A 25,385-nucleotide genomic window follows, 5' to 3' on the forward strand; every position below is an offset into this window, starting at 1 on the left:
ACGAGGACGGGGGCGCGGCAGGCGACTGCCGCGCCCCCGCGCCAAATGCTGGGCTCGTGGGGCGGCTCGCGCTACCGTCAGGGCATGAGCGACGGCGACTTCGAGTTCGAGCGGAAGTTCTTCGTCCCCGAGCTGCCGACCGCGGCCCTGCGCGAGCCGCACCCGGTCCTCATCGTCCAGAGCTACTTCCTCGCCGCCGACGGCTACGCCCTGCGCATCCGGCTCCAGGGCCCCGCGCCCGCCGGCTCGCTGCCCACCTGGGGCGACGAGCGCGAGCTCCTCGAGGCCGCGGCCGGCTCCTTCACCTTCTGCGCCCTCACCGCCAAGGGCCCCTACGTCGGCGGCACCCGCTACGAGGCCGAACGGGAGCTGGACGTCACCGCCGGCCTGGCGATGGTCCGCCTCGGCGGTGACCTCGTGGCCAAGCTGCGCTACTCGGTGTGGCTGGGTGACGACGGCTGGGTCATCGACTCCTTCCTCGGCCGCAACGAGCCCCTCGTCGTCGCCGAGTGCGAGCGCGGCGGCCCCGTCACGGACCTCGCCATCCCGGACTTCTGCCGCAGCGAGGTCACCGACGACCCCCGCTTCGCCAACGACGCCCTCGCCACCAGCCCCTACAGCCACTGGAGCGCCGCGTACGGCCGCGAGCTCGAGACGAACGGGCCCCGCTTCCTCACCGAGTTCGGCACGAACCAGCTCGGTCTGCCCAGCTGACGCGCACCTTCCCATGACTGGAGCCCCCGGGTCGCTCGTGCTCGTCCGCCACGGCGAGAGCGCCGCCAACGCCCTCGGCCTGTTCACCGGGGTGCTGGACGTCGGTCTCACCCCGCACGGCGAGCAGGCCTGCCACGACGCCGCCGCCCGCCTGCACGCCACCGGCTGGCGCCCCGACGTCGTCCTCGCCTCGGAGCTCGTCCGCTCCTGGCACACCGCGGACATCGTCGCCGGTGTCGTCGGCGGTGAGGTCGTGCGCGACTGGCGGCTCAACGAGCGCAGCTACGGCGCCCTGAGCGGCTACGGCAAGCGGGAGGTCGCCGAGCGTCACGGTCGGGAGCTCTTCCTCCACTGGCGCCGTTCCCTCGACGGCCGCCCCGACCCCCTGCCCGGACGCACGGTCGAGCTGTGGCGCTCGCTGCCGCCCTTCGCCGCCCTGCCCGCCGAGGCGCTGGCCTCCACGGAGTCGCTCGCCGACGTCGTCGCGCGGGTGCGACCGCTGTGGGAGGGCACGCTCGGCGACGCGCTGCGCGCCGGCCGCCACGTCCTCGTCGTCGCCCACGGCAACTCCCTGCGCGCCCTGTGTGCGCTCGTCGACGACCTCAGCCCCGCGGAGCTGCGCGAGCTCAACCTCCCCAACGCCCGCCCGCTGCTGTACGAGCTCGGCCCGGGCCTCGTGCCCCGCGTTCGCGGCGGGCGCTACCTCGACCCGCGGCTGGCCGCCGCGGAGGCGGCCGCGATCGCCGCGCAGGGCGGTACCTGAGAGCTACCGGGCACTCCCACTCCCGGTCCCCGTCGGTCCACCCTCCGGGCTGCCCGATCGTCCCTCCGCCCGAGGTGCACGGCCGGGTGCTGCGGCTAGGCTTCGCGGGAAGGTCCGCAGAGTCGCGGGTATGAGGGGGAAGCGATGAGAGTGGTCGTCGTCGGCATGGCCTATGCCGTCGTCACGCTGCCCGTCGACACCTTCCCGGTCGAGTACCGGGCGGTGCGCGACGTGCCGATCTCGGCCTCAGTCGGCGGGTCCGGCTTCGCCGCCGCCCGGACGCTCGCGGCCCTGGGGGACGAGGTCTACCTCGCCGCGCCGCTCGGGGAGGACGCCGAGGCCGCGGCCGTCGACGTCGCGGCCTACCGCTACGGCGTCAACTCGGCGATGTGCCCGCGGTCGCTGCCCCGCTCGCCCCGCGCCGTCGTCCTCGAGGGCGACGGCCGGCGGCAGATCAGCCGCGACCTCGGGGAGGCCCGCAGCGCCCACGTCGCCCTCGACCTCGGGGCCCTGGCGACCTCCGACCTCGTCATGGTCGACGGCGTGCTCCCCACGGCGGCGCTGGTCTCCTCGGCGCAGGCCACGGGCGTGCCCGTGGCCGCGGCGCTCGGGACGGTGAGTGCGCCGCCCCTCCTCGAGCAGCAGCTCTACCTCGGCGCCGACCTGCTCGTCATGGGCCACGACGGGCACGACGAGGAGCAGCTGCTCCGGACGTGGCGGCGCCGCTCAGCGGCCCGGCTCGTCGTCCTCACCCTCGGTGCCCGGGGGGCCGTGGGGATGGTGCACCACTCCGAGGAGGTGCTGCACGTGCCAGCCCGGGACCTGGGCCCGGGCCCACGGCCGGCGGGGCTGGGGGCGACCTATGCCGCCACCCTGGCGCACTACGTCTTTGCGCGCGGCTGTGCCGCGCGCACCGCCATGGAGTACGCAGCGGCCGCTGCCGCCTGGACGATCGCCCACCCCGGCGAGCCCGACGGGCTGCGGGAGGACGTCCTCGAGGCGGCAGCGGCGCGTCCGGGCGGGGCGGCTCAGGCCTCGTAGCCGGCGGCGGAGCAGGCGCTGTCGATCTCGCCCTGCGCGGCCTCGGAGCCTGCGACGTCGACCTGCGTGAGGTCGGGGAAGGTGACCTCGCCGGTCTCGGGGTCGGCCTGGTCGCGCGCCTCGTTGACGGCCGCGACGGCCTCGGTGAACGGGGTGTTGACGTCCTCGAGGAGGGAGGCGATCTCGGCCGGGGCGCTGCGGCCGAGCTCGGTGAGGCGCTGCTCGAGCGCGTTGATCTCGACGTAGGTGGCGTCGTCCACGACCTCGCCACCGGACAGGGCGGTGCGGGCGCTCTCGGCGCGCTCGGCGAGCGGCGTGCCGGTGCCCTCGTAGAAGCCCTCGCAGGCGACCTGCTCGGGGCTCTGCGACGCGGAGGCCGCCGGGGTGGACTCGTCGTCGGACGTGCTGGAGCTGCAGGCGGTCAGACCGAGCAGGAGGACTGCGGGGAGGATGAGTCGACGTGTCATGGCAGACACGTTAAGCCTGTGCGCAGCGGGGTCCCGTCGGTCGCGGAGGGCGGTGGAGAGCCCCGTTTTCGGCGTCCTGCTGGGGATCTCACGTATCCCACGGACCCGCGGCGGCCGTGGCGGAACGGGCGGAGACGTTCCTCACAGGCGGTCGGTGCGCTGCCGCCTCACGATGAGGACGACGAGCGCGGCGACCGCACCGAGCGCCGCGACGGCGATGGCGACCTTGGCGGCCGTGGGCAGCCCGGACGCCCCGGACTCCGTCGTCTCCGCCGCCTCCGTCGTCTCTGCCACCTCGGTGGTCTCCGCCGCCTCGGTCGTCGGCTCGGTGGTGGCCGGCTCGGCGGCCTCCGTGGTGGCCGGCTCGACGGGCTCGGTCACCTCGAAGGGGATGACGCCGTCGATGGGGTGGCCGTCGCCGGAGGCCACGCGCCAGCGCACCTCGAGCTGCCCGGCCGGCAGCGCGGAGTCGAGTGCGAGGACGACGTCGGTCCCGTCCACGGTGCCCTCGCCCTCGGCGAGGGTCGTGCCGTCCGCGTCGACGACCTCGATCGCCGAGCCCACCTCGAGCGGCGGGTTGTTGAAGCTCAGCGTGATCGACTCCGGCGGTGCGTCGAGGACCGTCCCCTCGGCGGGGTCCGAGGCGACGAGCATGTCGTGGGCCTGCGCCGCCGTCCCGAGACCGAGCGTCCCGAGGACGACGAGCAGGACGAGGACGGCGGAGCGGGTGCGACGAGCAGCGACGGTCGAAGTCATGGCCCCATGCTAGGCAGACCCGCGGCGGGAGCGGGCCCGACGCCCTACCATCGGCCCTGATGAAGCAGCTGGACGCCCGCTCGGTGGCCACGGTCGCCGCCGGCGGCGCGGCCGGTGCCGTCGCCCGCCACCTCCTCGTCGGCGCGGCCGGCGCGCACGGCTGGGCCGCGACGCTCGCCGTCAACGTCGTCGGGGCCTTCCTCCTCGGGCTCCTCCTCGAGCGGCTCGCCCGCGGTGGGCGCGACACGGGACGCCGCCGCCGGGTGCGGCTCCTGCTCGGCACCGGGGCCCTGGGCGGCTTCACCACCTACTCCGGCATCGCCGTCGAGGTGCTCGCCCGGCTCGACGCCGGTCAGTGGGCGGGCGCTGGGGCCTACGGCCTCGGGACGGTCCTCGCCGGGCTGGTCGCGTGCGGGGCGGGCGTCGTCGTCGGGGCGCGGAGGGCGGCGCGATGATCCTGCTCGTCGCCCTCGGTGGCGCGCTCGGAGCCGCGGCCCGGTACGTCCTGGACTCCCTGCTCCCACCCGGCGGGCCGGACGGGGTGCCGCGCGGGACGACCGCCGTCAACCTCAGCGGCAGCCTGCTCGCGGGCTGCCTCGTCGGCGCGCTCGCGGCCGGCTCCCTGGACCCGCAGGTCTACGTCGTCGCCCTGGCCGGGTTCTGCGGCGGCTACACGACCTTCTCGACGGCGTCGCTCGAGGCCGTCCGCCTCCTCCAGCGCGGCCGGCCCGGGCGGGCGGCGGGCTACGCCCTCGGCAGCCTCCTCGGCACCGTCGCGGCCGCTGCGCTCGGCGCCGCCGCCACGTCCGCGCTCCTGGGCTGACGCCGCGTGGCCCGCCGCGTCAGCCGACGCGGCGTGCCACCTGGTAGCCCTCGCGGTCCAGGACGAGCTCGTAGTCGGTCCCCGGGTGCTTGTCCTCGGCGTACCGCGCGGCGTCCTCCGGCGGGTCGCCTCCCCAGGTCCCGCCCTGCCGGTCGATGACGTAGTAGTCCGCGACCGGGTTGTCGGCCGTCCCGGACCACAGCGCCGTCGTCGTCGGCACGAGACGCGCGAGGAGGGAGATGTCGCTGGCGACGACGGCGCCCTGCGGCACCGTCCCGACGACCTCCCGGGCGGCCTCCGTGCGCGGGGAGGCCTGCCACGTGTCGGGGCTCGCGAGGCGTACGACGGGCAGGTCCGGGACGGTGAGCACGACGGCGAGCCAGGCGGCACCGATCGCGACGGCGACCCGCGGTGGCCGGCGCCGGTCGGGCTCGGCGGGGCGCGGCCCGAGCGCGTCGAGCAGGGCGGCGGTGGCGAGCGGCATGAGGACGGCGTCGTAGTGCCACACCCAGGTCCAGTAGAACTCCACCTCCCCGAGGAAGCGCCAGGCGAGCGTCGGCACCGCGGCGAGGAGGATCGGGGAGCGCACGCCGACGACGCCCGCCGCGAGGACGAGCAGGAGCACCGTGACGACCTTCTCGCCCGGGCCGAGGACGCCCGCGAGCGCGCCGAGAGGGTCCCCGACGACGTCGCCCACCGTGAGCCGGTCGGTGTAGTCGTACTGGCCGCGGGGGTTGAGCGCCGGCAGGATGACGGCCGTCGCGAGGACGAACCACGCCACGCCCCACCCCGCCAGGGCGAGGCCCGCCCGGCGCGCGCCGCGCCACCAGATGACGAGCCCGAGGACGGCGACGAGCAGCCCGAGGTCCTCCTTGACGAGGACGAGCGGCGCCAGCCACAGGACGCTCGCCCGCCACCGCCGCTCGAGGAGCGCCCGCAGCCCGAAGGCGAGGAGCGGCAGTGCGAAGGCGACCTCGTGGAACTGGCTGCGCACGGCGCCCTGGACGCCGTGCGACAGGACGTACGCGGCGCCCACCGCGAGACCGGGCCGGCGCCCCAGCCACCGCACGGCCAGCGCCGTCAGCGGCCACGCGGACACGCCGACGAGCAGGGCCTGGACGACGAGCAGGCTCAGCCCGGAGGGGGCGACGGCGTAGACGGGGCCGAGGAGCACGAGGACCGGGTGGAAGTGGTCGCCCAGGAGGTTGAAGCCGTCGCCCTTGATGGGCACGATCGGCGCGTCCAGGCCCGCGTAGGCCTTGGCGAGCTGGGTGAAGATCGCCAGGTCCCACGACGGCGCCTCCAGCCGGCGCCACTGGAGGACCGCGACGAGCGCGTAGAGCGCGGCGCCTGCCACGGCCACGCCCCACGCCTCCGGCTGCCCCAGCCGTGCCCGACGGGTGGTGGTGACCGGCGCGGTCACACCGCTCCCTTGCGCTGGAGGTGGCGCAGGGCCGCCCACCCGAGCGGCACGCGGATCCAGAAGGTGAGCAGCCGGAAGACGAGCGCCACGGAGAAGGCGACGCCCGCGGGGATGCCGGCGACGGTGAGCCCACCGGTCAGCGCGGCCTCCACGGGACCGATGCCACCGGGGGAGGGCACGGCCGCCCCGACGGTGTTGGAGGTGAGGTAGGTGATCGCCAGCGTCGTCAGCGGCAGGCTGTGGCCGAAGGCGGCGAGGGCCGAGCCGAAGGCCGCGACGTAGCCGAGCGTCATGATGACGTTGCCCCCCAGCCCGACGAGCAGGCGGCGGGGGCTGCCCACCACCCACAGCACCCGCGGCCACACCTGCCGCAGGGTGGGCCCGACCTTCTGCCACAGCCACGTGCGCACGGGCGGCACCGCCAGCAGCACGACGACGATGAGGACGGCGGTGATCGCGACCGCGTTGACGGCGCCCGAGGGCACCGAGAGCGTGCCGGCGCTGCCGGTGAGCAGGGCCATCGTGACGAGCAGCAGCACCGTGGTGACGAACTGCGAGACCTGGACGAGCGCGACGGTGGCCACGGCCAGCGGGGTGGCGATCCGCTGCCGGTTGAGGAAGCGGAGGTTGAGGGCCGCCGGCCCCACCCCGGCCGGCGCGACGAGCGCGACGACGCCCGCGGCCACCTGGACCAGGGTGGTGCGCCACAGGCCGAGCTTCTCGGGCGCGAAGGCCACCAGGCCCATCGCGCTGCCGAGGAAGGTGAGCACGCCGAAGCCGAAGGTGGCGAGCAGCCACCACGGGTTGGCGTTGCGGGTGGCGGCGACGACCTGCTCGAAGTTCAGCGTGCCGAGCAGCAACCAGACGGCGACGACGCCGATGGTCACCATGACGACGGTGCGCATGCTGAACCGGGCCAGCCGCATCGGCTCGACGTCGGCGGCCGGGTTCTGGTCGACGAGCCGGGCCCGCAGGGAGTTGAGCAGCTCGCGGGGGCGCTCCGCCGCGGCGCGCGTGTGCGCGGTGAGGACGACGGGCTGGAGCAGCGGGGCCACCGAGGCGAGCGCCTCGCTGTCCAGGGAGCGCCCCGCGCTGGCGAGGGCGCGGTCCTCACCGACCTTCGCCGCGGTGGCCGCGAGGAGCTGGGCGAGGTCGAGGCGGCGGGAGAGCTCGGAGGAGGCGATCTCCCCGTTCTCCCAGTCGACGAGGAGGACCTCACCGTCGGTCGTGACCAGGACGGCGTCGACACTGAGGTCGAGGTGCGCGATGCCGGCCGCGTGCGCCGTGCACAGCTGGCACCACACCTCGTCGAGCAGCTCGTCGCTCACCTCCTCGGCGGGGATGTCGCTGAGCCGACGGGCGCCGGCGAGGTGGGCGCTGACCATGAGGACCGAGTCCCGCGACTCGGCCAGCCCGGCCAGCGGCGCGGTGTGGACGCCGGCGCGCTCGGTCGCGTAGGCGAGGAGGGCGGCGCGGTCGGCGGCGTCGCGCAACGTCGTCGCGCGGCGCCGGTGCAGGCCCCGCACCCGCAGGCGTGCCCACAGGGAGGCGAGGTAGCCGACCACCTGACGGTCGCCGTCGAGCACGGTGACGTACCAGCGCCGGCCCTCCGCGTCCCACGCCGAGTACACCCGGTGGGCGCTGACGGGGTCGAGGGCGACGCCGTCGGGGCTGGCGGAGGCGGCGACGACGGCGTGCGGGTCGGTGAGCACGTCGGGGACGATCGAGTCGGCCGGGCGCCCCGAGGCGCCGGGCCAGCTGGGGACGGCCGCGGTGTCCAGCGGGTCCACGGGCCGCGCGGTGTAGCCGATGGGGGCGCTGGTCGTCACCGTCCAGGCCTGGACGTCCTCGCCCGCGCTGTCCAGGCGCACGACACGGGCGGGGTCGAGCCCGGCACGCCGCAGCCCTTGGACCAGGGCGATGCCCTCGGCGCGCTCGTTGTACACCCCGACGACGTACCGTCCGGCGAGCCCGATCGCGCGGCCGATGAGGACGGTGACGACGGCGCCGGGCAGGGTGAGCGCACCGCGGATGACGGTGAGGACGAGGACGACCCACAGCAGGTTCCACGACCAGCGCACGGTGGGCCGGTGCGCGCGGGTGCCGACGGTGGTGAGGAGGGCGGCGAGCGCGGCGACGAGGGGGTTCATCGCGATGACCGCGTCGCCCTCGGAGGTGATCGTCAGCCCCACGGACAGCGCGGTGGGGGCGTAGGCGTCGAGGAGGAGCACCGCGGCGGTCGTCAGCCCCCAGGCGACGACGGCGGCCGCGACGGCCTCGGCGACCGCCCGCCACCGCCTGCGCACGAGCTGCATGACGATGACGAACAGCGGCAGGAAGAAGGTGACGACACCCTCGAGGACCGTGACGGGCAGGAGGAGGATCTCGCGCAGCACGAGCGCGGCCGCGGACTGGACGTCCTCGGTGACGCCGATGGCCGTGGCGTGCGCGTACACGGCCAGGAGCAGGACGACGCCGATGCCGAGCCCGGACAGGACGAGCTCGAGGAGGTCGCGGGGGCGGTGCACGCGTGCCTGGGGCACGTCGACGAGGAGCACCTTCCGGCGGGGCACCTGCCGGGTGGGGGTGTCGGCCACGGGGGTGTGCTCACCGGGCCGGTCCGTCATGCGCCCGAGTGTAGGCGGTGGGGCGGGCGGCTCTCAGGAGCCGCGCTCAGGTGAGGCCGAGGGCGGCGAGGAGCTCGGTGGGCAGGAGGGCGTAGCCGACGAAGGCGACGACGTCGAGGAGGGTGTGGGCCACGACGAGGGGCATGGTCCGCCGTCGTCGCCGGTAGTACTCGGCGAAGACGACGCCCATCGCGACGTTCGCGAGGCCCGGGCCGATGCCTTGGTAGAGGTGGTAGCAGCCGCGCAGCAGCGCGCTCGCGGCGACCACCGCCGGGGCCCGCCAGCCGAGCTGCTCGAGCCGCTCGACGAGGTAGCCGGCCGCGACCACCTCCTCGAGCAGGGCGTTCTTCAGCGCCGCGAGGACCAGGACCGGCACGGCCCACCACGTGGCGTCCAGGGTGGCGGCCTGGACCTCGACGGTGACGCCCAGCGCCCGGCCGAGCGCGTACACGCCCAGGCCGGGGATGCCGATGAGCGCGGCCAGCCCAGCGCCGACGGCGAGGTCCCGGCCAGGGCGGGAGAACGTGAGACCGATCCGGGTGGTGGCGCGGCGCCCGGGCTCGCTGAGGAGGAAGAGGGCCAGGGCCACCGGGACGAGCGCGAAGCCGAGGCTGAGGAGCTGGTAGGTGAGGTCGAGGTAGGGCCGCGGCGAGCGGGAGGGGTTGAGCGCGGTGGCCTGGTCGCGCAGCGGTGTCTCGGCGGTGAGCCGGGCGAGGAGGTTGACGACGGCGTAGAGGGCCGACTGGCCCAGCGACAGGCCCAGGACGATCCACAGCTCCGCGCGCAGCCGGCGGGGCGTGGTCTCCATGGGGCGGTTATAGCAGCCACCCGTCCTCGTGCCACCACGCCCGCGTCTCACCATACGGACCGAGTGGTGGTGCGGGGAGGCGGCGAACCTACCGTGGCGGCACCATCCAGAGCAGCCGAGAGACCTGGCTCGTCGACGCTGCAGCAACCCGTTCCACCGGGTGCTCCCGCCAGGACCGATGGAGGGACCCCCGTGATCAGTCTGACCGGCCTGCGCAAGGTCTACCCCGGCCGTGGTGGGCAGCAGGTCGTCGCGCTCGACGGGATCGACCTCGACGTGCCGCGCGGAGGCGTCCACGGGATCGTCGGCGAGTCCGGCGCCGGGAAGTCCACGCTCATCCGCTGCCTCACCGCCCTCGAGCAGCCGACCTCGGGCACGGTCGCCATCGACGGGGTCGCGCTCAGCGGCCTCGGTGAGCGTGAGCTGCGCCGCCAGCGGCGGCGGATCGGCATGGTCTTCCAGCACGTCAACCTCCTCGACGGGCGCACCGCGGCGCAGAACGTCGCCTACCCGCTGCGGGTGGCGGGCGCCTCGCGCGGGGAGCGTGCGGAGCGGGTCCGTGAGCTGCTCGACCTCGTCGGGCTCGCCGGGCGCGGTGACGCCTACCCCTCCCAGCTCTCCGGCGGGCAGAAGCAGCGCGTGGGGATCGCGCGGGCGCTCGCCGCCGAGCCGGCCGTCCTCCTGTGCGACGAGCCCACCTCGGCGCTCGACTCCGACACCACCCGCCAGATCCTCGGCCTCATCCGGGACGTCCGGGACCGTCTGGGCCTCACCGTCCTCATCATCACCCACGAGATGGGGGTGGTCCGCGAGGTCTGCGACTCGGTGACCCTGCTCGACCGCGGGCGGGTCGCGCAGAGCGGCAGCATCGCCGAGGTCGCGGGGGACCACGGCTCGCGGCTGGCCCGCGCGCTCGTCTCCCTGCCGCCGGAGCCGGCCGCCGCCGGGCGTGTCACCCTCGAGGTGTCCTTCGCCGGCGAGGTGCCCACCGGGCGGGTGCTGGCCGCGGTGGCCGCCGTCGAGGACGTCGACGTCTCCTCCGGCACCATCGAGACGCTCGCCGGCAGGCGGGTCGGCCGGTTGCGCGTCGTCGTCCCCTCCGCGACGGCCGCCGACGCCGCGGCCCGCCTGCGCGCCGTGGGCGTCCACGTCGAGGAGGTGGCGTGATGAGCTGGCTCGAGGACGCGCTGACCAACCGGGTCATCACCGAGCAGCTGCCCGAGGCCACGCTCGAGACCATCTACATGAGCGGGCTGTCCTCGCTGCTCACCGTGCTCCTCGGCCTGCCGCTCGGCCTGGCCCTCGTCGCGACGGGTCCCGGGGGTCTGCGTCCCAGCCGCGTGGTCAACGCGGCGCTCGCCGTCGTCGTCAACGTCGGACGCTCCTTCCCCTTCATCATCCTCATGATCGCGATCCTCCCGCTCACCCGGCTGCTGACCGGGACCACCTACGGGTGGGAGTCGGCGGTCGTCCCGCTGACCCTCGGCGCCGTCCCGTTCTTCGCGCGGCTCGTCGAGACGGCCGTGCGCGACGTGAGCGCCGGGAAGGTCGAGGCCGCGCAGATGGTGGGCGCCTCCCGCCTCGCGATCGTCGGCGGGGTCCTCGTCCGCGAGGCGCTGCCGGCGATCGTCGGCGGCATCACGGTCACCGTCATCACGCTCATCGGCTACTCCGCGATGGCCGGCGCGCTCGGTGCCGGGGGCCTGGGCGCCCTGGCCATCAACCACGGCTACAACCGCTTCCAGACCGACGTCATGGTCGTGACCGTCGTCGTCATCATCGTCCTCGTCCAGCTTGTCCAGATGCTCGGTGACCGGGTCGCGCGACTCGTCGACCACCGCTGAGCGTCCCCACGAAAGGAAGTCCCATGACCACCGCCCGTACCTCCACGCGGATCGCCGCCCTCGCCGGCGTCGCGGCCCTCACCCTCGCGGCCTGCGGCGACGCCGCGGACGACACCACCGACGGCGCCAGCCCGGCCGCCGAGGGCGAGGTCGCGACGATCGTCGTCGGCGCCAGCCCCACCCCGCACGCCGAGATCCTCGAGTTCGTCCAGGAGAACCTCGCCGAGGACGCCGGCTTCACCCTCGACATCGTCGAGTACACCGACTACGTCCAGCCCAACGTCCAGCTCGCCGAGGGGGAGCTGGACGCGAACTTCTTCCAGCACCTGCCGTACTACGAGGCCGAGGTGGCCGAGAAGGGCTACGACTTCGCCCACTTCGAGGGCGTCCACATCGAGCCCTACGGCGTCTACTCCGACAGCGTCGCCTCCCTCGACGAGCTGCCCGACGGCGCCCAGGTGGGCGTGCCCAACGACCCGGCCAACCAGGCGCGCGCCCTGGAGCTGCTCGCCTCCGAGGGCCTGTTCACGCTGGCCGAGGACGTCGAGGACCCGACGATCTTCGACGTCGCGGAGAACCCGAAGAACGTCGAGCTCGCCGAGCTCGAGGCCGCGCAGCTCGTCCGCAGCCTGCAGGACTTCGACGCGGCCGTCATCAACGGCAACTACGCCCTCGAGGCCGACCTCAACCCGGCCGAGGACGCGATCCTCCTCGAGTCCGGTGAGGGCAACCCCTACGCCAACCTCCTCGCCGTGCGCGCCGAGGACGCCGAGAACGAGGCGGTCCTCGCCCTCGACGAGGCGCTCCACTCCGAGGACGTCCGCGACTTCATCACCGAGCGCTGGCCCGCCGGAGAGATCATCCCCGCCTTCTGAGTCACCCCTCCCCTCACGCGCCGACAGCTGAGTTGTTCCAGGAACAACTCAGCTGTCGGCGCTTGTGTCTGGGGGTCAGCCCGCGCGGCGCAGGCGCAGGGAGTTGCCGACGACGATGACCGAGCTGGCGGCCATCGCGGCGCCGGCGATCATCGGGTTGAGCAGCCCGAGCGCGGCGAGCGGGATCGCGGCGACGTTGTAGGCGAAGGCCCAGAACAGGTTCTGCTTGATCACCCGCAGGGTGGCGCGGGAGACCGCGATCGAGGTCGGGGCGGCGCGGAGGTCGCCCGTGACGAGCGTGATGTCGCTGGCCTCGATGGCGACGTCGGTGCCGGTGCCCATCGCCAGGCCCAGGCCCTGCTGCCCGGCCTGCGCGAGGGCCGCGGCGTCGTTGACGCCGTCCCCGACCATCGCGACGACGCGGCCCTCGCCCTGGAGGCGGGCGACGACGTCGAGCTTGTCCTCGGGGAGCACCTCGGCGAGGACGTCCTCGGCCGGGATGCCGACCTCACGGGCCACGGCCTCGGCGGTGGCCCGGTTGTCGCCGGTGAGGAGCATCGGCCGCACGCCCAGCTCCCGCAGCCGCGACACGGCCTCGGCCGAGGTGGCCTTGACGGTGTCACGGACGGCGAGGACACCGCGAGCGGTGCCGTCCCAGGCGACGACGACGGCGGTCGCCCCGGTCCGCTCGGCGTCCGCGTGGTCCCGGGTCACGCCGTCGGGCACGGTGACGCCGCGCTCGGTGAGCCAGGCGGGGCGGCCGACGAGGACCACGTGGCCCTCGACCGTGCCGCTGACCCCGCGGCCGGCGTGGCCCGTGAAGCCGGTGACCTCGGGCAGGTCACCGAGCTCGGCGCGGGCGCCGGTCGCGACGGCCTGGGCGATGGGGTGCTCGCTGGCGGCCTCGACCGCTCCGGCGAGCCGGAGCACCTCCGCGCGGCTCCCCGTGACGTCCGCCAGCTCCATGCGCCCCTCGGTCACCGTGCCGGTCTTGTCGAGCACCATGGTGTCGATGCGGCGGGTGGACTCGAGGATCTCCGGGCCCTTGATGACGATGCCGAGCTGGGAGGCGCGCCCCGAGCCGACGAGCAGGGCCGTGGGGGTCGCCAGCCCGAGCGCGCAGGGGCAGGCGATGATGAGGACCGCGACCGCGGCGGTGAACGCCGCCTGGAGGTTGGCCCCCGAGAGCATCCACACCGCGAAGGTGCCGATCGCGATGACGAAGACGACCGGCACGAAGACGGCCGAGATGCGGTCGGCGAGCCGCTGGACGGGCGCCTTGCCGGTCTGGGCGCGGGTGACGAGCCGGCCGATCCGGGCCAGCGTCGTCTCCTCGCCCACGCGGGTGGCCCGGACGACCAGCCGCCCGGAGGCGTTGACGGTCGCGCCGGTCACGGTGTCCCCGGGGCCGACGTCGACGGGGACGGGCTCCCCGGTGAGCATCGAGGCGTCCACCGCCGAGCTGCCCTCGACGACGACGCCGTCGGTGGCGACCTTCTCCCCGGGCCGGACGACGAACAGGTCCCCGGCGGCGAGGCGCTCGACGGGCACGCGCTCCTCGGTGCGGCGCCCCGCGTCGTCCACGGTCAGCCGCGCGACGTCCTTGGCGCCGAGGGCGAGCAGGGAGCGCAGCGCGTCCCCCGCCCGCCGGCGCGAGCGCGACTCGGCGTACCGGCCCGCGAGGAGGAAGGTCGTGACGACCGCGGCGACCTCGAAGTAGAGCTCGGGCATCCCGACCTCGCCCAGCGCACCCTGCCGGGGGAACAGGTGCGGGGTCATCCGCATCCCGATCTCCCCGGCGCCGCCGAGGAGCAGCGCCCACAGCGACCACAGCGTGGCGGCGAGGACACCGACGGACACGAGGGTGTCCATCGTCGAGGCACCGTGCCGCGCGGCCTTGGCCGCCGAACGGTGGAAGGGCCAGGCGGCCCAGGTGACGACGGGCAGGGACAGCAGCGCGACGAGCCACTGCCAGCCCGGGAGCTGGAGGGGCGGGACCATCGACAGCGCGACCACCGGCACGGTGAGCACGGCCGAGACGCGCAGTCGGCGCCGCAGGTCCGCCTGGCGCCGCTCGGCCGGCGAGGAGGTGTCGTCCCCGGCGCCGTGGCTGTGCCCGGCGAGCGCGTGCTCGCTGGTGTCGTGACCGCCGTCGCCGTGGCCACCGTGGTGGGTGGCGTCGTCGTCGGCGGTGCGGCGGCGGGTGACGGTGGCGGCGTACCCGGCCCGTTCGACGGCGCCGAGGAGGTCGCCGTCCGGGACCTTCTCCTCGAGGGTGAGGTGGGCGCTCTCGGTGGCGAGGTTGACGGTGGCGCTCACGCCGGGGACGGCGTTGAGCTTCTTCTCCACGCGCGCGACGCACGAGGCGCAGGTCATCCCCTCGACGGCGAGGTCGATCTCAGCGAACGGTGTGCTGGTGGTGGGGGAGGACATGACGCCTTCCTTCGGTGGTGGGGTGCTCTCAGTTGTCGGCGCGGACGGCGGTGACGGTGTAGCCGGCCTCGTCGACGGCGGCGCGCAGGGCGTCCTCGTCGAGGACGGCGTCGGAGACGACCGTGACCTCGGAGGTGCCGCCGTTGCGGAGGATGACGCTGACCTTGGAGACGTCCTTGACGTCCTCCAGCTCGCGCGTCACGGCGGACACGCAGTGCCCGCAGGTCATGCCCTCGACCTCGAGGACGGTGGTGCGGTCGATGGGCGACGGGTCGGTGCTCATGGGGGTCTCCTTCGTGGGTGGGGACTAGGAACGGACGAGCCGGGCGATGGCCTCGCTCGCCTCGCGGACCTTCTCGGCGCCCTCCTCGTGGGAGGAGCGGGCGGCGTCGACGACACAGTGGCCGAGGTGGTCCTCGACCAGGCCGATGCCGACCGCCTGCAGCGCCTTGGTGACGGCGGAGATCTGGGTGAGGACGTCGATGCAGTAGGTGTCGTCGTCGACCATGCGGGCGATGCCGCGGACCTGGCCCTCGATGCGCCGCAGGCGCCGGGCGTAGTCCTCCTTGGTGCCGCTGTAGCCGGCCATGTGATGCTCCCTTCCGTCATCGTCAACGGTATACCCCCTAGGGGTATTCCCGCCACGGGAGGGACGTGTCAGGGAAGCAGGTCGGCGCCGTACTTGAGGATGATGGTGACGACGACGGCGCCCACCCAGGCCAGGACGACGGCGCCGTCCCAGCCCGCACGGATGAAGGCCAGGGCCCGCGCGTGGGCACCGGGGCTGAGGAAGAGGTTGTTCTCGCGCACGTTGTAGTGCAGCAGGGTGGCGAAGACGAGCGTCGTCGAGAGCGTGACGAGCAGGCACCACGGGCACAGGGCGCCGATGTGGACCATCGACTGGTAGAAGAGCCAGTAGGCGAAGATCACGCCGAGCGTGTAGACGACCTGCGCGGAGAACATGAACCAGCGGGGGAAGCGCACCCCGCCCAGACCGGCGACCGCGATGGTGATGACCACCGGCTCGGCGACCAGCCCGAGGAAGGCGTTGGGGAAGCCGAAGATGCTCGCCTGGGAGGAGACTCCCACCGCCCCGCAGCTGAGCACGGAGCTGATGTTGCACGTCAGCTGGGCCTGCGGGTCGGCCGCGAGGACGACGGCGTCGATGGACAGCACGAAGGAGGCCGTGAGGCTGAGGCAGGCCGACAGCAGCATGGTGCCGAAGATCCAGCCGTCGGTGTGCCGGATCTGCCGTAGGCCCGGTCGCGTCTCGGTGAGGTTCACCCGTTCATCGTCCGGGCCGATTCGGACGAATCCCACGGACCAAGGTCCCCACCGCCCACCGCCGCCCACCCCCCCTTTCCCGCCGGCGCCCACCCCCCCTTTTCCTGCCGAGCGCTGAGTTGTTACGGAGGAGCAACTCAGCGCTCGGCGAGGAGGGGAGGGGCGCTCGGCGAGGAGGGGAGGGGCGCTCGGCGAGGAGGGGAGGGGCGCTCGGCGAGAAGGGGAGGGGCGCTCGGCGAGAAGGGGGGGCGGTTGCTCAGCCGACGTCGTCGAGGTGGGCGACGAGCGCGGCGGCCAGCCCCGTGTAGGTGGCCGGCGTCAGCCCGAGGAGCCGCTGCTCCACGTCCCGGGGCAGCCCGAGCCCGGCGATGAGGCCGCGCATGCCCTCGGCGTCCACGCGTCGCCCGCGGGTGAGCTCCTTGAGGCGCTCGTACGGGTCGGCCATGCCCTCGGCGCCCGCCACGGACGCCGCCCGCATGGCGGACTGGACGGCCTCGCCGAGCACCTCCCACGAGTCGTCCAGGTCCCGCTCCATGGCGGCGGCGTCGACGTCGAGCCCCGCCAGGCCACGGCGGACGTTGTCGACGGCGAGCAGCGAGTGCCCCAGGGCGACGCCGATGTTGCGCTGCGTCGTCGAGTCGGTGAGGTCGCGCTGGAGGCGCGAGGTGACGAGCGTGGCACCGAGGGTGTCGAGGAGGGCGGAGGAGACCTCGAGGTTCGCCTCGGCGTTCTCGAACCGGATCGGGTTGACCTTGTGCGGCATCGTCGAGGAGCCGGTCGAGCCCTGGGCGGCGAGGCGCTGGCGGAAGTAGCCCAGGGAGATGTAGGTCCACACGTCGGTGCACAGGTTGTGCAGCACCCTGTTGAAGCGCGCGATGTCGGCGTAGAGCTCGGCCTGCCAGTCGTGCGGCTCGATCTGGGTGGTCAGCGGGTTCCAGGTGAGGCCCAGGCCCTCGACGAAGGAGCGCGAGACGGCCTGCCAGTCGGTCTGCGGGACCGACACGGCGTGGGCGCCGTAGGTCCCCGTCGCGCCGTTGAGCTTGCCCATGAACTCGGCCGCCGAGACGCGGCGCAGCTGGCGGCGCAGGCGGGCGGCGAGCACCGCCACCTCCTTGCCCAGCGTCGTCGGGGTCGCCGTCTGGCCGTGGGTGCGCGAGAGCATCGGCACCTCGGCCGTCTCGCGGGCGAGGTCGGCGAGGTCCCCGACGAGGGCGATGGCTGCGGGCAGCCACACCTGGCGGACGGCGTCGCGGATCGTGACGGCGTAGGAGAGGTTGTTGACGTCCTCGCTCGTGCAGAAGATGTGGACGATCTCGCCGACGGCGGGCAGCGGGCTGTCCGGGCCGACGGCCTCGGCGGCCGCGGCCAGCCGCCGCTTGAGGAAGTACTCCACGGCCTTGACGTCGTGCCGGGTCTCCCGCTCGATCTCCGCGAGCTCGGCGATCTCCTCCGCCCCGAAGGAGTCGACGACGCCGCGCAGGTAGGCGACGTCCGCGTCGCTCAGCTGCGGCGCCCCCGGCAGCGCGCCGGAGGTGGTGAGGTGGACGAGCCAGGAGACCTCGACGTCGAGCCGCGCCCGGTTGAGGGCCGCCTCGGAGAGGTGGTCGACGAGCGGGGCGACGACGCCGCGGTAGCGCCCGTCGAGCGGGCCGAGCGCGATCGGCGGCTCGAGGTCCGCGAGGGACACGCGGTGCCGCCCCGGAGCGGCTCCGGCCGACAGGCTGGCGGACGACGTGGTGCTGGGCTGCTCGCTCATGGCCCCCAGTCTCCCAGAGCCTGAGCGCCGCGAGCCGCCCCGTCCACGCGGCGTCCCGGCTCCCGCGCTCAGCGGGTGAGGGACAGCTGCTCCCTGAGGTGGGCCACCACGCCCTCGCAGGCGGGCAGCACCTCCTCGTAGGTGTTGACGAAGTCGGCGTCCTCGCCGAAGTAGGGGTCGTCCACCTCGAGCTCGCCGGTGGCGACGGCGCTCTCGTCGAAGCTGCGCAGCAGCCGGACCTTGTCCGCGTCCTCCGGGGTGGGGGCGAGGGTGCGCAGCGCGCGCTCGTGGCCCCGGTCGAGTGCGAGCACGAGGTCGACGTCGGCGAAGCTCTCCCGGGCGAACTGCTGGGCACGGTGGCTCTCGCCGTCCAGCCCGTACTGCTTGAGCGTGCTGACGGCACGCGGGTCGGCCGGCCCGCCGACGTGCCAGTCTCCCGTCCCCGCCGACACGACCTGGACCCGGTCGGCGAGACCCTCCCGCTCGAGGAGGTCGCGGAGGATCACCTCGCCCATGGGGGAGCGGCAGATGTTGCCGGTGCAGACGAAGGAGACGGTGAAGCGCGACATGGCCGCATTCTCGCCCGGGGCGCCGGGGAAGGCCACCGGGTGCGCAACAGGCCACCGCCGCGCCCGGCGCGTCCCCAGCGGACGACGGCGGCCCGCACCGCCGTCCGGTACCGGCCCTAGGTTCGGGGCAGGACGAGCCGCAGGAGGGCGAGATGAGCACGAGCAGCTGCACCCCGGTCGTCGTGGAGGGGTGGGGCGGGGCGGGGGACGGGTGCGCGAGCGTCGTGAGCGCCGCGGGGGTCCTCGGCGCTGTCGAGGGCACGTTGCGCGCGGCCTACCCCGAGCAGTGGCACTCACCCGCCGCGGACGAGTTCTCGGCCCGGCTCGGGGACCTGCTCCTCCACACCCACCGGCTCGGCGACCTCCTCGCGACCGCCCAGCAGAGGGCCGCTGCCCTCGCCGCGGCGGTCGCCGAGGCCTGGGAGGACCAGTGACCGCCCTGCTCCACAGCCATGACGCCGACGGCGCGGCGGCCGATGCCCGCCGTCGTACCTCCGTGCACGTGCGCGGAGGGGTCGGCGCCACCCGCGTGGACGTCGAGGAGCTGCGGGCGATCGACGCCCTGCTCGACGGCTTGCGCGGGGAGGTCGGCCACCTCGAGAGCGCCCTCACCGCCGCCCGGCGCGACCTCGCCCTGGACGCCTCCTGGTCCCCGGCTCTCGCCGCCGCCGCACAGTCCGCCGTCGAGGACGCGCTCGACGGCGGGTGGGGCGTGCGCCGGCTCGGCGACGAGGTCCTCGAGCTCCTCCTGTCCCTGCGATACGCCCGGCTCCTGTACGAGGAGGCCGAGCTCGCGGCCCGCGCCCAGGCGCCCGGGCCGTCGTGGACCGGTTTCCTCCGCATGCTCCTCGTGCCCCACGAGGCGGTGTTCGCCGTCGCCGACCGGCTCACGCTCGTGGGGCGGCTGCCGGGCATGGAGCCGACGAGCACGCTCGGCCGAGCCGCCGACGCGCTCGCTGAGATCGTCAACCTCGTCCACGGCGACGACGACCTCCCGCCGGACGGCATCGCCCTGGACGTCGCGGTCCGGGAGCTGGGGGAGCACGGGCAGAACGTCGTGCCCTGGTTCCTCGCCCCGAGGCCCTTCAGCTACGACGGGCGTGAGATCGACCCGGCCACGCTCACGGGCGCCCAGCGGCTGGTCATCCCGGTCGTCACCGCCTTCCACTCCCTCACCGGCCGGCGTCCGCGCAGCGCCGACGACCTCACGCTCACGGTCTCCCGCCCCAGCGAGGTGTCCCCGGCCCCGGACCTGCCCGCCGTCGTCGACAGCCTCCACAGCGTCCACCAGGACCACGGCGCCGTCCCGGGCACCCTCGAGGTGCGGCGCGTCGACCACGCCGACGGCACACGCTCGTGGACCCTCCTCCTGCCGAGCACGCAGGCGATGGCTCCCGGAAGCCGCAACCCCGTCGACAACCTCACGAACGTCGAGACCTACGCAGGCCTGGTGAGCGACGTCGAGATCGGGGCCGCGGAGGCGCTGCGGCTGGCGGGGGTCCGGCCCGGGGAGGCGGTCGCCGTCGTCGGCTTCAGCCAGGGCGGACTGGTGGCCATGCGTCTCGCGGCCGACCCGCTCGTGCGGATGCGCTACTCCATCACCACCGTCGTCACCGCCGGATCACCGGTCGGCCACCTTCCCACCCCGGTGGGCACGGAGGTGCTCCACCTCGAGCACCTCGAGGACCCCTTCGTCGGACTCGACGGCACCTCCAACCCGGCCGAGGAGGGACGCACGACGGTCAGCCGCTCGCTCGCCACCGGCACCACCGGGGTGACCCGGCTGGAGGTCCCGCCGACGGACTCGCACTCGATCGCCGAGTACGCCCGCACGGCCCACCTGGCGCTGGAGGCCGAGGAGCGGTCGGTCACGCACCTCTCCGAGCGGCTCGCGGACGTCTCGGGCCGGCCGGGCGACCGCGTCACGGCCACCCGCTTCACGCTGGAGAGGGGGTGAGTCAGTCCTTGCCCGGCACGACCGCGTTGAGGATGCCGCTGACGATCGAGATGACGAGCGCCGCCAGCAGCGCCCACCAGAAGCCGTCGACGAACAGGCCCCAGTCGGTGAAGCTCGTCAGCCAACTCGTGAGCAGGAGCATGAGCGCGTTGACGACGAGGACGAACAGGCCGAGCGTGAGGATCGTCAGCGGCAGGGCCAGGACGTGGGCCACCGGCTTGACGACGAGGTTGACGAGCGTGAAGACCAGGCCGACGGCGCCGACGACGAGCACCTGGTCCCAGCCCTCGGCCGAGGTGAGGGACACCCCGTCGAGGAGCAGGGAGGTGAGCCAGATGGCCACGGAGCTGACGACGAGTCGCACGAGGAATCGCATGCGGGGATGGTGTCACGCCTGGGGCGTCCGCGGGAGTGCGATCATGGCGGCATGGCTCCAGCGTTCCGCTTCCGCGCGGACATCGACTCCCTGCCGGCCTACGTCCCGGGTCAGCGCCCGCCAGCGGGACGGTCCGCGTACAAGCTCTCCTCCAACGAGAACCCCTTCCCGCCGTCCTCGGCGGTGCTCAGCGCCGTCATCGACGCGGCCGCTGACCTCAACCGCTACCCGGACATGGCAGCCACCGCGCTCACCGCCGCCATCGCGGGCCACGTCGGGGTCGACGCCGAGCGCGTCGTCGTCGGCAACGGGTCGGTCGCGGTCCTCGAGACGGTGCTCCAGGCCGCGTGCCGTCCCGGTGACGAGGTCGTCCACGCGTGGCGGTCCTTCGAGGCCTACCCGATCGCCGTCCAGGTTGCCGGCGCCCGCAGCGTCCCGGTCCCGCTGCGTGAGGACGGCAGCCACGACCTGTCCGCCATGGCCGACGCCGTCACCGACCGCACCCGGGTCGTCCTCGTGTGCACCCCCAACAACCCCACCGGCACCGTCGTGCGCGAGGACGAGATGCGCGCCTTCCTCGCCCGCGTGCCGCGCGAGGTGCTCGTCGTCGTCGACGAGGCCTACGTCGAGTACGTCCACGACGGCGCGGCCGCGGACGGGCTGGCGCTCGCGGCCGAGTTCAAGAACGTCCTCGTGCTGCGCACCTTCTCCAAGGCGTACGGCCTGGCGGGCCTGCGGGTGGGTTATGCCGTCGCCCGACCGCGCCTCGCGCGCGGGCTGCGCACGGCCTCCACCCCCTTCGGGGTCAATGCCCTCGCCCAGGCAGCCGCGCTCGCCGCCCTGCGAGAGGCCGACGCCGTGGCCGAGCGGTGCGAGCGCGTGGTCGCCGAGCGCAGTCGTGTGCTGGCCGCCCTGCGCGAGATGGGATGGACCGTCCCGGAGTCCCACGGGAACTTCTACTGGCTGGGGATCGGCCGACACTCCGCCTCCTTCGCCCGTGAGGCGGCCGGCACCGGGGCGATGGTGCGCGCCTTCGACGGCGAGGGCGTGCGGGTGAGCATCGGGGAGGTCGAGGGCAACGACCTCGTCCTGCGGCTGGCCGGGGAGTGGCTCGCGCTGCAGCGCTCGCGCGCTCTCTGACGGGGGCGTTGTCGCTTCCGACAACGGGTGCCCGGCGCTGCACAAGTGCCGGCGCCCGGTTCTGTAGACCCCCTACAAGCCTAAGTTACGGTTCCGTAGCCTACGCTGGCGTAGGTTCGGGGCCGACCCCCGGGCGCAGAGGAGGCAGGACCGATGGAGGTGGTCACCACCATGGACACGCTGACACCGCGGCCTGAGGCGAGCAGCCCGGCAGATCCCGACATGCTCGTCCAGCTTCTCGACCCGGAGGGTCGTCGCCTCGACCACAGTCGTTACGACCGCTGGGTCGCCGGCCTCGGCCCCGCCGAGCTGCGCGGCCTGTACCGCGACATGGTGCTCGCGCGCCGCTTCGACGCCGAGGCCACCGCGCTCCAGCGCCAGGGCGAGCTCAGCCTGTGGCCGCCGAGCCTGGGCCAGGAGGCCGCGCAGGTGGGCTCGGGCCGCGCGATGCGCCCGCGAGACTTCGCCTTCCCCTCCTACCGCGAGCACGCCGTCGCCCACACCCGCGGCATGGACATGCGCGAGCTGCTGCGGGTCTTCCGTGGTGTCGAGCACGGTGGCTGGGACCCGGCGGCCCACAACTTCCACCTCTACACCTTCGTCATCGGCTCCCACACGCTCCACGCCACCGGCTACGCCATGGGGGCGCAGCGCGACGGCGACGTCGGCACCGGCGACCCCGAGCGGGACCGCGCCGTCGTCGTCTACTTCGGTGACGGCGCCACCTCCCAGGGGGACGTCCACGAGGCCATGGTCTTCGCGGCGGTGACCCAGGCGCCGGTCGTCTTCGTGTGCCAGAACAACCAGTGGGCGATCTCGGTGCCCGCCAGCGGCCAGACCACCGTCCCGCTCGCCCGTCGCGGCACGGGCGTCGGCATCCCCTCGGTGCGCGTCGACGGCAACGACGTCCTCGCCAGCTACGCGGTCACCGCCGAGGCGCTCGACCGTGCCCGCAGCGGCGGGGGTCCCACCCTCATCGAGGCCTACACCTACCGGATGGGCGCGCACACGACCGCCGACGACCCCACCCGCTACCGCACGAGCGCGGAGGAGGACTACTGGCGCGAGCGTGACCCGATCGCCCGTCTGCGCACCTATCTCACCGACCAGGGCCACGCCGACGACGACTTCCTCGCCGAGGTGACGGCCGCCGCGGACGAGCTCGGCGAGTCGACCCGCGAGTACTGCCGGGCCCTCACGCCGGTCGGTCCGGAGGCGATGTTCGACCACGTCTACGGCGCCGCCCACGCCCAGGTCGAGGCCGAGCGCGCCTGGTTCACCGACTACCAGCAGTCCTTCGCGGAGGCCGACCGATGACGGCGACGACCACCGCCACCTCCCTCCCGCTCGCCAAGGCCGTCAACGCCGGGCTGCGCGCGGCCATGCGGCGCGACTCGACGGTCCTCCTCATGGGCGAGGACATCGGCGCCCTGGGTGGGGTGTTCCGGGTGACCGACGGCCTGCAGGCCGAGTTCGGCTCCCAGCGCGTCGTCGACACGCCCCTGGCAGAGTCCGGGATCATCGGCACCGCGATCGGCCTGGCGATGGCCGGCTACCGGCCCGTGTGCGAGATCCAGTTCGACGGCTTCATCTTCCCCGGCTTCGACCAGATCACCACCCAGCTGGCCAAGCTCCGCTACCGCTCCGGTGGCCGGGTCGAGGTGCCGGTCGTCATCCGGGTGCCCTACGGCGGCGGGATCGGCTCCATCGAGCACCACAGCGAGTCGCCGGAGGCGCTCTTCGCGCACACCCCGGGCCTGCGCGTGGTGTCGCCCGCCACGAGCAGCGACGCGTTCACGATGATCCAGCAGGCGATCGCCTCGCCCGACCCGGTCCTCTTCTTCGAGCCCAAGGCTCGGTACTGGGACCGCGAGGACGTCGACGTCGAGGCGCCCGTGGACCTCAGCGAGGCCGGCGTCACGACCGGCCTCCACGGCGCCCGGGTCGTGCGCGCCGGACGCGACGCGACGCTCGTGGGCTACGGCCCCACCGTCAAGACCCTGCTCCGGGCCGCGGAGGTCGCCGCGACCGACGGGCAGGAGCTCGAGGTCCTCGACCTGCGCTCCCTGTCCCCGCTCGACGTCACCACCGTCGCCGACTCGGTGCGTCGCACCGGTCGCCTCGTCGTCGCCCACGAGGCCACGACCTTCCTCGGCCCCGGCGCCGAGCTGGCCGCCCGTGTCACCGAGGAGTGCTTCTACAGCCTCCAGGCGCCGGTCCTGCGCGTCGGCGGCTTCCACACGCCCTACCCGGCCTCCGCGCACGAGGAGGAGTACCTCCCGGGTCTCGACCGGGTGCTCGACGCCGTCGACCGCGCCATGGCGTACTAGGAGGACCCGTGCCGAGCTACCAGCAGTTCAAGCTTCCCGACGTCGGTGAGGGCCTGACCGAGGCCGACGTCGCCGAGTGGCGCGTCGCCGTGGGTGACACGGTCGAGGTCAACCAGACGATCGTCGAGATCGAGACGGCCAAGTCCCTCGTCGAGCTGCCCGTCCCCTGGGCGGGGGTCGTCACCGAGCTCCTCGTCCGGGAGGGCGAGACGGTCCCGGTGGGCACACCGATCGTCGTCATCGACGTCGACCCGGGCGGTCCGGCCGCCGACGACGGCGCCCCCGCCGCGGCCTCGACGAGCGGTGACGTCCTCGTGGGCTCGGGGACGAAGGAGGGCTCCACCGCCCGCCGTCGGCGCCGCTCCGCCCCCGTCGCCGGCGCGGCGGCCGCCCAGGACGAGTCGGCCGCCCCCGGCGTGCCCGCCACCCCGGCGGCCCCCGCGGAGCGACGCGCGGACACGCCGGCCCGCGCGGGCGTCTCGCCCGCCGTGCTGGCCAAGCCGCCGGTGCGCAAGCTCGCCAAGGACCTCGGCGTCGACCTCACCGCCGTCGCGGCAACCGGACCTGGCGGGATCGTCACCCGCGAGGACGTCCTCGCCCACGCCAAGCGGTTCGAGGCGGAGGAGCTGGCCACCTACCCGGGTGACGACAAGCCGTGGCTGGCCGACGGCGTCGTCTCCGCCAACGGGCGCCAGACCCGTGTCCCGGTGCGCTCGGTGCGCCGCCGGACCGCCGAGGCGATGGTCAACTCCGCCTTCACCGCCCCGCACGTCACGGTCTTCCAGACCGTCGACGTCACCCGCTCGATGAAGCTCGTCGCGCGGCTCAAGGAGGACCGCGCCTTCGGCGACGTCCGCGTCACCCCGCTCCTCCTCGCCGCCAAGGCGCTGCTCCTCGCCGTGCGCCGCCACCCGGAGATCAACGCCTCCTGGGACGACGAGGCCCAGGAGATCGTCTACAAGCACTACATCAACCTCGGGATCGCGGCGGCCACACCCCGCGGGCTGGTCGTGCCCAACATCAAGGACGCCCACCGGCTGGACCTGCACGAGCTCGCGGGCGCGATCGCCGGGCTCACCGCCACCGCGCGCGCCGGCCGCACGACGCCGCGGGACATGACCGACGGCACCGTGACGATCACGAACGTCGGGGTCTTCGGGATCGACACCGGCACCCCGATCCTCAACCCGGGGGAGTCGGCGATCCTCGCGTTCGGCGCGATCCGCAAGCAGCCGTGGGTGCACAAGGGGAAGGTCAAGCCCCGCTGGGTCACCCAGCTCGCGCTGTCCTTCGACCACCGACTCGTCGACGGCGAGCTCGGGGCACGGGTGCTGGCGGACGTGGCCCGGGTGCTCGAGAACCCCGACATGGGCCTCGTCTGGAGCTAGACGGTCCGCGC

At 74.2% G+C, this 25,385-nt stretch carries 26 protein-coding genes and 1 riboswitch; of the genes, 14 read left to right on the plus strand and 12 right to left on the minus strand.

All coding sequences use genetic code 11. From position 1 onward, the window contains the following. The first annotated feature begins 84 nt into the window (after positions 1-84). The 3 genes from DSZ44_RS12135 to DSZ44_RS12145 all read left to right on the plus strand — a co-directional run bounded on the left by DSZ44_RS12135 (position 85) and on the right by DSZ44_RS12145 (position 2,518). The gene (locus DSZ44_RS12135; protein WP_110852978.1) at positions 85-714 is read left to right on the plus strand and encodes a CYTH domain-containing protein; all 630 of its coding nucleotides are present in this window, start codon (positions 85-87) and stop codon (positions 712-714) included. A 13-nt stretch (positions 715-727) separates the two neighbouring features. After that, a complete protein-coding gene (locus DSZ44_RS12140; RefSeq protein ID WP_110852897.1) occupies positions 728-1,477 on the plus strand; it encodes a 2,3-bisphosphoglycerate-dependent phosphoglycerate mutase in 750 nt (249 codons plus the stop codon). A 144-nt stretch (positions 1,478-1,621) separates the two neighbouring features. Beyond that, on the plus strand, positions 1,622-2,518 hold the full coding sequence (locus DSZ44_RS12145) for a carbohydrate kinase family protein (protein WP_110852898.1): 897 nt from the start codon (positions 1,622-1,624) through the stop codon (positions 2,516-2,518). Here the strand turns inward: DSZ44_RS12145 and DSZ44_RS12150 are convergent. Then, positions 2,506-2,985, minus strand: coding sequence for a hypothetical protein (locus tag DSZ44_RS12150; RefSeq protein WP_110852899.1), 480 nt, complete (start codon positions 2,983-2,985; stop codon positions 2,506-2,508). The genes DSZ44_RS12145 and DSZ44_RS12150 overlap by 13 nt on opposite strands. 141 nt (positions 2,986-3,126) lie before the next feature. Further along, on the minus strand, positions 3,127-3,741 hold the full coding sequence (locus DSZ44_RS12155) for a copper resistance CopC family protein (RefSeq protein ID WP_110852900.1): 615 nt from the start codon (positions 3,739-3,741) through the stop codon (positions 3,127-3,129). Between the two features lie 59 nt (positions 3,742-3,800). On the opposite strand from DSZ44_RS12155, the gene DSZ44_RS12160 reads away from it, so the two are divergent. Both DSZ44_RS12160 and crcB read left to right on the plus strand, forming a co-directional pair. Then, positions 3,801-4,196 (plus strand): CrcB family protein, encoded by a 396-nt coding sequence (locus DSZ44_RS12160; RefSeq protein WP_110852901.1) that lies wholly within the window; start codon positions 3,801-3,803, stop codon positions 4,194-4,196. Beyond that, a complete protein-coding gene (gene crcB / locus DSZ44_RS12165) occupies positions 4,193-4,564 on the plus strand; it encodes a fluoride efflux transporter CrcB (protein WP_110852902.1) in 372 nt (123 codons plus the stop codon). The genes DSZ44_RS12160 and crcB overlap by 4 nt, the downstream gene beginning before the upstream one ends. 19 nt (positions 4,565-4,583) lie before the next feature. Here crcB and DSZ44_RS12170 read toward each other — a convergent pair whose 3' ends face one another. From DSZ44_RS12170 to DSZ44_RS12180, 3 genes are read right to left on the minus strand one after another with little or no spacing between them, the layout of a single operon-like run. Continuing rightward, complete coding sequence (locus tag DSZ44_RS12170; protein ID WP_258369465.1) at positions 4,584-5,987, minus strand: DUF2079 domain-containing protein; 1,404 nt, start codon at positions 5,985-5,987, stop codon at positions 4,584-4,586. Then, positions 5,984-8,614, minus strand: a complete 2,631-nt coding sequence (locus DSZ44_RS12175; protein ID WP_110852903.1) for a lysylphosphatidylglycerol synthase transmembrane domain-containing protein — start codon at positions 8,612-8,614, stop codon at positions 5,984-5,986. The genes DSZ44_RS12170 and DSZ44_RS12175 overlap by 4 nt, the downstream gene beginning before the upstream one ends. A gap of 46 nt (positions 8,615-8,660) precedes the next feature. Next, positions 8,661-9,422 carry a CPBP family intramembrane glutamic endopeptidase gene (locus DSZ44_RS12180; RefSeq protein ID WP_181424629.1) on the minus strand — a complete coding sequence of 254 codons (762 nt, stop codon included), beginning with the start codon at positions 9,420-9,422 and terminating at the stop codon, positions 8,661-8,663. Between the two features lie 99 nt (positions 9,423-9,521). Further along, positions 9,522-9,607: riboswitch (SAM riboswitch) on the plus strand. A gap of 7 nt (positions 9,608-9,614) precedes the next feature. Between DSZ44_RS12180 and DSZ44_RS12185 the strand changes: the two genes are divergently transcribed. From DSZ44_RS12185 to DSZ44_RS12195, 3 genes are read left to right on the plus strand one after another with little or no spacing between them, the layout of a single operon-like run. Next, positions 9,615-10,589 (plus strand): methionine ABC transporter ATP-binding protein, encoded by a 975-nt coding sequence (locus tag DSZ44_RS12185; protein ID WP_110852905.1) that lies wholly within the window; start codon positions 9,615-9,617, stop codon positions 10,587-10,589. After that, entirely contained in the window at positions 10,589-11,266 is a 678-nt protein-coding gene (locus DSZ44_RS12190) for a methionine ABC transporter permease (protein WP_110852906.1), read from the plus strand. The genes DSZ44_RS12185 and DSZ44_RS12190 overlap by 1 nt, the downstream gene beginning before the upstream one ends. Before the next feature lie 23 nt (positions 11,267-11,289). After that, a complete protein-coding gene (locus DSZ44_RS12195; protein WP_110852907.1) occupies positions 11,290-12,141 on the plus strand; it encodes a MetQ/NlpA family ABC transporter substrate-binding protein in 852 nt (283 codons plus the stop codon). A 75-nt stretch (positions 12,142-12,216) separates the two neighbouring features. Here DSZ44_RS12195 and DSZ44_RS12200 read toward each other — a convergent pair whose 3' ends face one another. From DSZ44_RS12200 to DSZ44_RS12225, 6 genes are all read right to left on the minus strand, one after another. After that, positions 12,217-14,574, minus strand: a complete 2,358-nt coding sequence (locus DSZ44_RS12200; RefSeq protein WP_110852908.1) for a heavy metal translocating P-type ATPase — start codon at positions 14,572-14,574, stop codon at positions 12,217-12,219. Between the two features lie 28 nt (positions 14,575-14,602). Continuing rightward, a complete protein-coding gene (locus DSZ44_RS12205) occupies positions 14,603-14,857 on the minus strand; it encodes a heavy-metal-associated domain-containing protein (RefSeq protein WP_110852909.1) in 255 nt (84 codons plus the stop codon). Positions 14,858-14,881: 24 nt separating this feature from the next. Next, entirely contained in the window at positions 14,882-15,163 is a 282-nt protein-coding gene (locus tag DSZ44_RS12210) for a metal-sensitive transcriptional regulator (protein ID WP_110852910.1), read from the minus strand. 68 nt (positions 15,164-15,231) lie between these two features. After that, positions 15,232-15,789: a vitamin K epoxide reductase family protein gene (locus DSZ44_RS12215; RefSeq protein ID WP_110852980.1), complete on the minus strand. Its 558-nt coding sequence runs from the start codon at positions 15,787-15,789 to the stop codon at positions 15,232-15,234. A gap of 325 nt (positions 15,790-16,114) precedes the next feature. Then, positions 16,115-17,614: an adenylosuccinate lyase gene (gene purB, locus DSZ44_RS12220; RefSeq protein WP_110852911.1), complete on the minus strand. Its 1,500-nt coding sequence runs from the start codon at positions 17,612-17,614 to the stop codon at positions 16,115-16,117. A 68-nt stretch (positions 17,615-17,682) separates the two neighbouring features. Further along, the gene (locus DSZ44_RS12225) at positions 17,683-18,183 is read right to left on the minus strand and encodes a low molecular weight protein-tyrosine-phosphatase (protein ID WP_110852912.1); all 501 of its coding nucleotides are present in this window, start codon (positions 18,181-18,183) and stop codon (positions 17,683-17,685) included. A gap of 152 nt (positions 18,184-18,335) precedes the next feature. On the opposite strand from DSZ44_RS12225, the gene DSZ44_RS12230 reads away from it, so the two are divergent. Then, positions 18,336-18,617 carry a hypothetical protein gene (locus DSZ44_RS12230; protein ID WP_110852913.1) on the plus strand — a complete coding sequence of 94 codons (282 nt, stop codon included), beginning with the start codon at positions 18,336-18,338 and terminating at the stop codon, positions 18,615-18,617. After that, entirely contained in the window at positions 18,614-20,140 is a 1,527-nt protein-coding gene (locus tag DSZ44_RS12235) for a hypothetical protein (protein WP_110852914.1), read from the plus strand. The genes DSZ44_RS12230 and DSZ44_RS12235 overlap by 4 nt, the downstream gene beginning before the upstream one ends. Position 20,141: 1 nt before the next feature. Here DSZ44_RS12235 and DSZ44_RS12240 read toward each other — a convergent pair whose 3' ends face one another. Then, the gene (locus tag DSZ44_RS12240; protein WP_110852915.1) at positions 20,142-20,516 is read right to left on the minus strand and encodes a phage holin family protein; all 375 of its coding nucleotides are present in this window, start codon (positions 20,514-20,516) and stop codon (positions 20,142-20,144) included. Positions 20,517-20,567: 51 nt separating this feature from the next. On the opposite strand from DSZ44_RS12240, the gene hisC reads away from it, so the two are divergent. From hisC to DSZ44_RS12260, 4 genes are all read left to right on the plus strand, one after another. Then, positions 20,568-21,656: a histidinol-phosphate transaminase gene (gene hisC / locus DSZ44_RS12245; protein WP_110852916.1), complete on the plus strand. Its 1,089-nt coding sequence runs from the start codon at positions 20,568-20,570 to the stop codon at positions 21,654-21,656. Positions 21,657-21,809: 153 nt separating this feature from the next. Continuing rightward, a complete protein-coding gene (gene pdhA, locus DSZ44_RS12250; RefSeq protein ID WP_373681251.1) occupies positions 21,810-22,973 on the plus strand; it encodes a pyruvate dehydrogenase (acetyl-transferring) E1 component subunit alpha in 1,164 nt (387 codons plus the stop codon). Then, positions 22,970-23,986 (plus strand): alpha-ketoacid dehydrogenase subunit beta, encoded by a 1,017-nt coding sequence (locus DSZ44_RS12255; RefSeq protein ID WP_110852917.1) that lies wholly within the window; start codon positions 22,970-22,972, stop codon positions 23,984-23,986. The genes pdhA and DSZ44_RS12255 overlap by 4 nt, the downstream gene beginning before the upstream one ends. A gap of 8 nt (positions 23,987-23,994) precedes the next feature. After that, positions 23,995-25,374 carry a dihydrolipoamide acetyltransferase family protein gene (locus DSZ44_RS12260; protein WP_110852918.1) on the plus strand — a complete coding sequence of 460 codons (1,380 nt, stop codon included), beginning with the start codon at positions 23,995-23,997 and terminating at the stop codon, positions 25,372-25,374. Positions 25,375-25,385: the final 11 nt, after the last annotated feature.

Origin of the sequence: Georgenia satyanarayanai (genome assembly GCF_900116375.1) — a bacterium.
GTDB lineage: Bacteria > Actinomycetota > Actinomycetes > Actinomycetales > Actinomycetaceae > Oceanitalea > Oceanitalea nanhaiensis.

Coding starts and splice junctions, on each gene's coding strand:
- DSZ44_RS12135 (WP_110852978.1), top strand. CDS start 85: ATGAGCGACGGCGACTTCGAGTTCGAGCGGAAGTTCTTCGTCCCCGAG.
- DSZ44_RS12140 (WP_110852897.1), top strand. CDS start 728: ATGACTGGAGCCCCCGGGTCGCTCGTGCTCGTCCGCCACGGCGAGAGC.
- DSZ44_RS12145 (WP_110852898.1), top strand. CDS start 1,622: ATGAGAGTGGTCGTCGTCGGCATGGCCTATGCCGTCGTCACGCTGCCC.
- DSZ44_RS12150 (WP_110852899.1), bottom strand. CDS start 2,985: ATGACACGTCGACTCATCCTCCCCGCAGTCCTCCTGCTCGGTCTGACC.
- DSZ44_RS12155 (WP_110852900.1), bottom strand. CDS start 3,741: ATGACTTCGACCGTCGCTGCTCGTCGCACCCGCTCCGCCGTCCTCGTC.
- DSZ44_RS12160 (WP_110852901.1), top strand. CDS start 3,801: ATGAAGCAGCTGGACGCCCGCTCGGTGGCCACGGTCGCCGCCGGCGGC.
- crcB (WP_110852902.1), top strand. CDS start 4,193: ATGATCCTGCTCGTCGCCCTCGGTGGCGCGCTCGGAGCCGCGGCCCGG.
- DSZ44_RS12175 (WP_110852903.1), bottom strand. CDS start 8,614: ATGACGGACCGGCCCGGTGAGCACACCCCCGTGGCCGACACCCCCACC.
- DSZ44_RS12180 (WP_181424629.1), bottom strand. CDS start 9,422: ATGGAGACCACGCCCCGCCGGCTGCGCGCGGAGCTGTGGATCGTCCTG.
- DSZ44_RS12190 (WP_110852906.1), top strand. CDS start 10,589: ATGAGCTGGCTCGAGGACGCGCTGACCAACCGGGTCATCACCGAGCAG.
- DSZ44_RS12195 (WP_110852907.1), top strand. CDS start 11,290: ATGACCACCGCCCGTACCTCCACGCGGATCGCCGCCCTCGCCGGCGTC.
- DSZ44_RS12200 (WP_110852908.1), bottom strand. CDS start 14,574: ATGTCCTCCCCCACCACCAGCACACCGTTCGCTGAGATCGACCTCGCC.
- DSZ44_RS12205 (WP_110852909.1), bottom strand. CDS start 14,857: ATGAGCACCGACCCGTCGCCCATCGACCGCACCACCGTCCTCGAGGTC.
- DSZ44_RS12210 (WP_110852910.1), bottom strand. CDS start 15,163: ATGGCCGGCTACAGCGGCACCAAGGAGGACTACGCCCGGCGCCTGCGG.
- DSZ44_RS12215 (WP_110852980.1), bottom strand. CDS start 15,789: ATGCTGCTGTCGGCCTGCCTCAGCCTCACGGCCTCCTTCGTGCTGTCC.
- purB (WP_110852911.1), bottom strand. CDS start 17,614: ATGAGCGAGCAGCCCAGCACCACGTCGTCCGCCAGCCTGTCGGCCGGA.
- DSZ44_RS12225 (WP_110852912.1), bottom strand. CDS start 18,183: ATGTCGCGCTTCACCGTCTCCTTCGTCTGCACCGGCAACATCTGCCGC.
- DSZ44_RS12230 (WP_110852913.1), top strand. CDS start 18,336: ATGAGCACGAGCAGCTGCACCCCGGTCGTCGTGGAGGGGTGGGGCGGG.
- DSZ44_RS12240 (WP_110852915.1), bottom strand. CDS start 20,516: ATGCGATTCCTCGTGCGACTCGTCGTCAGCTCCGTGGCCATCTGGCTC.
- hisC (WP_110852916.1), top strand. CDS start 20,568: ATGGCTCCAGCGTTCCGCTTCCGCGCGGACATCGACTCCCTGCCGGCC.
- pdhA (WP_373681251.1), top strand. CDS start 21,810: ATGGAGGTGGTCACCACCATGGACACGCTGACACCGCGGCCTGAGGCG.
- DSZ44_RS12255 (WP_110852917.1), top strand. CDS start 22,970: ATGACGGCGACGACCACCGCCACCTCCCTCCCGCTCGCCAAGGCCGTC.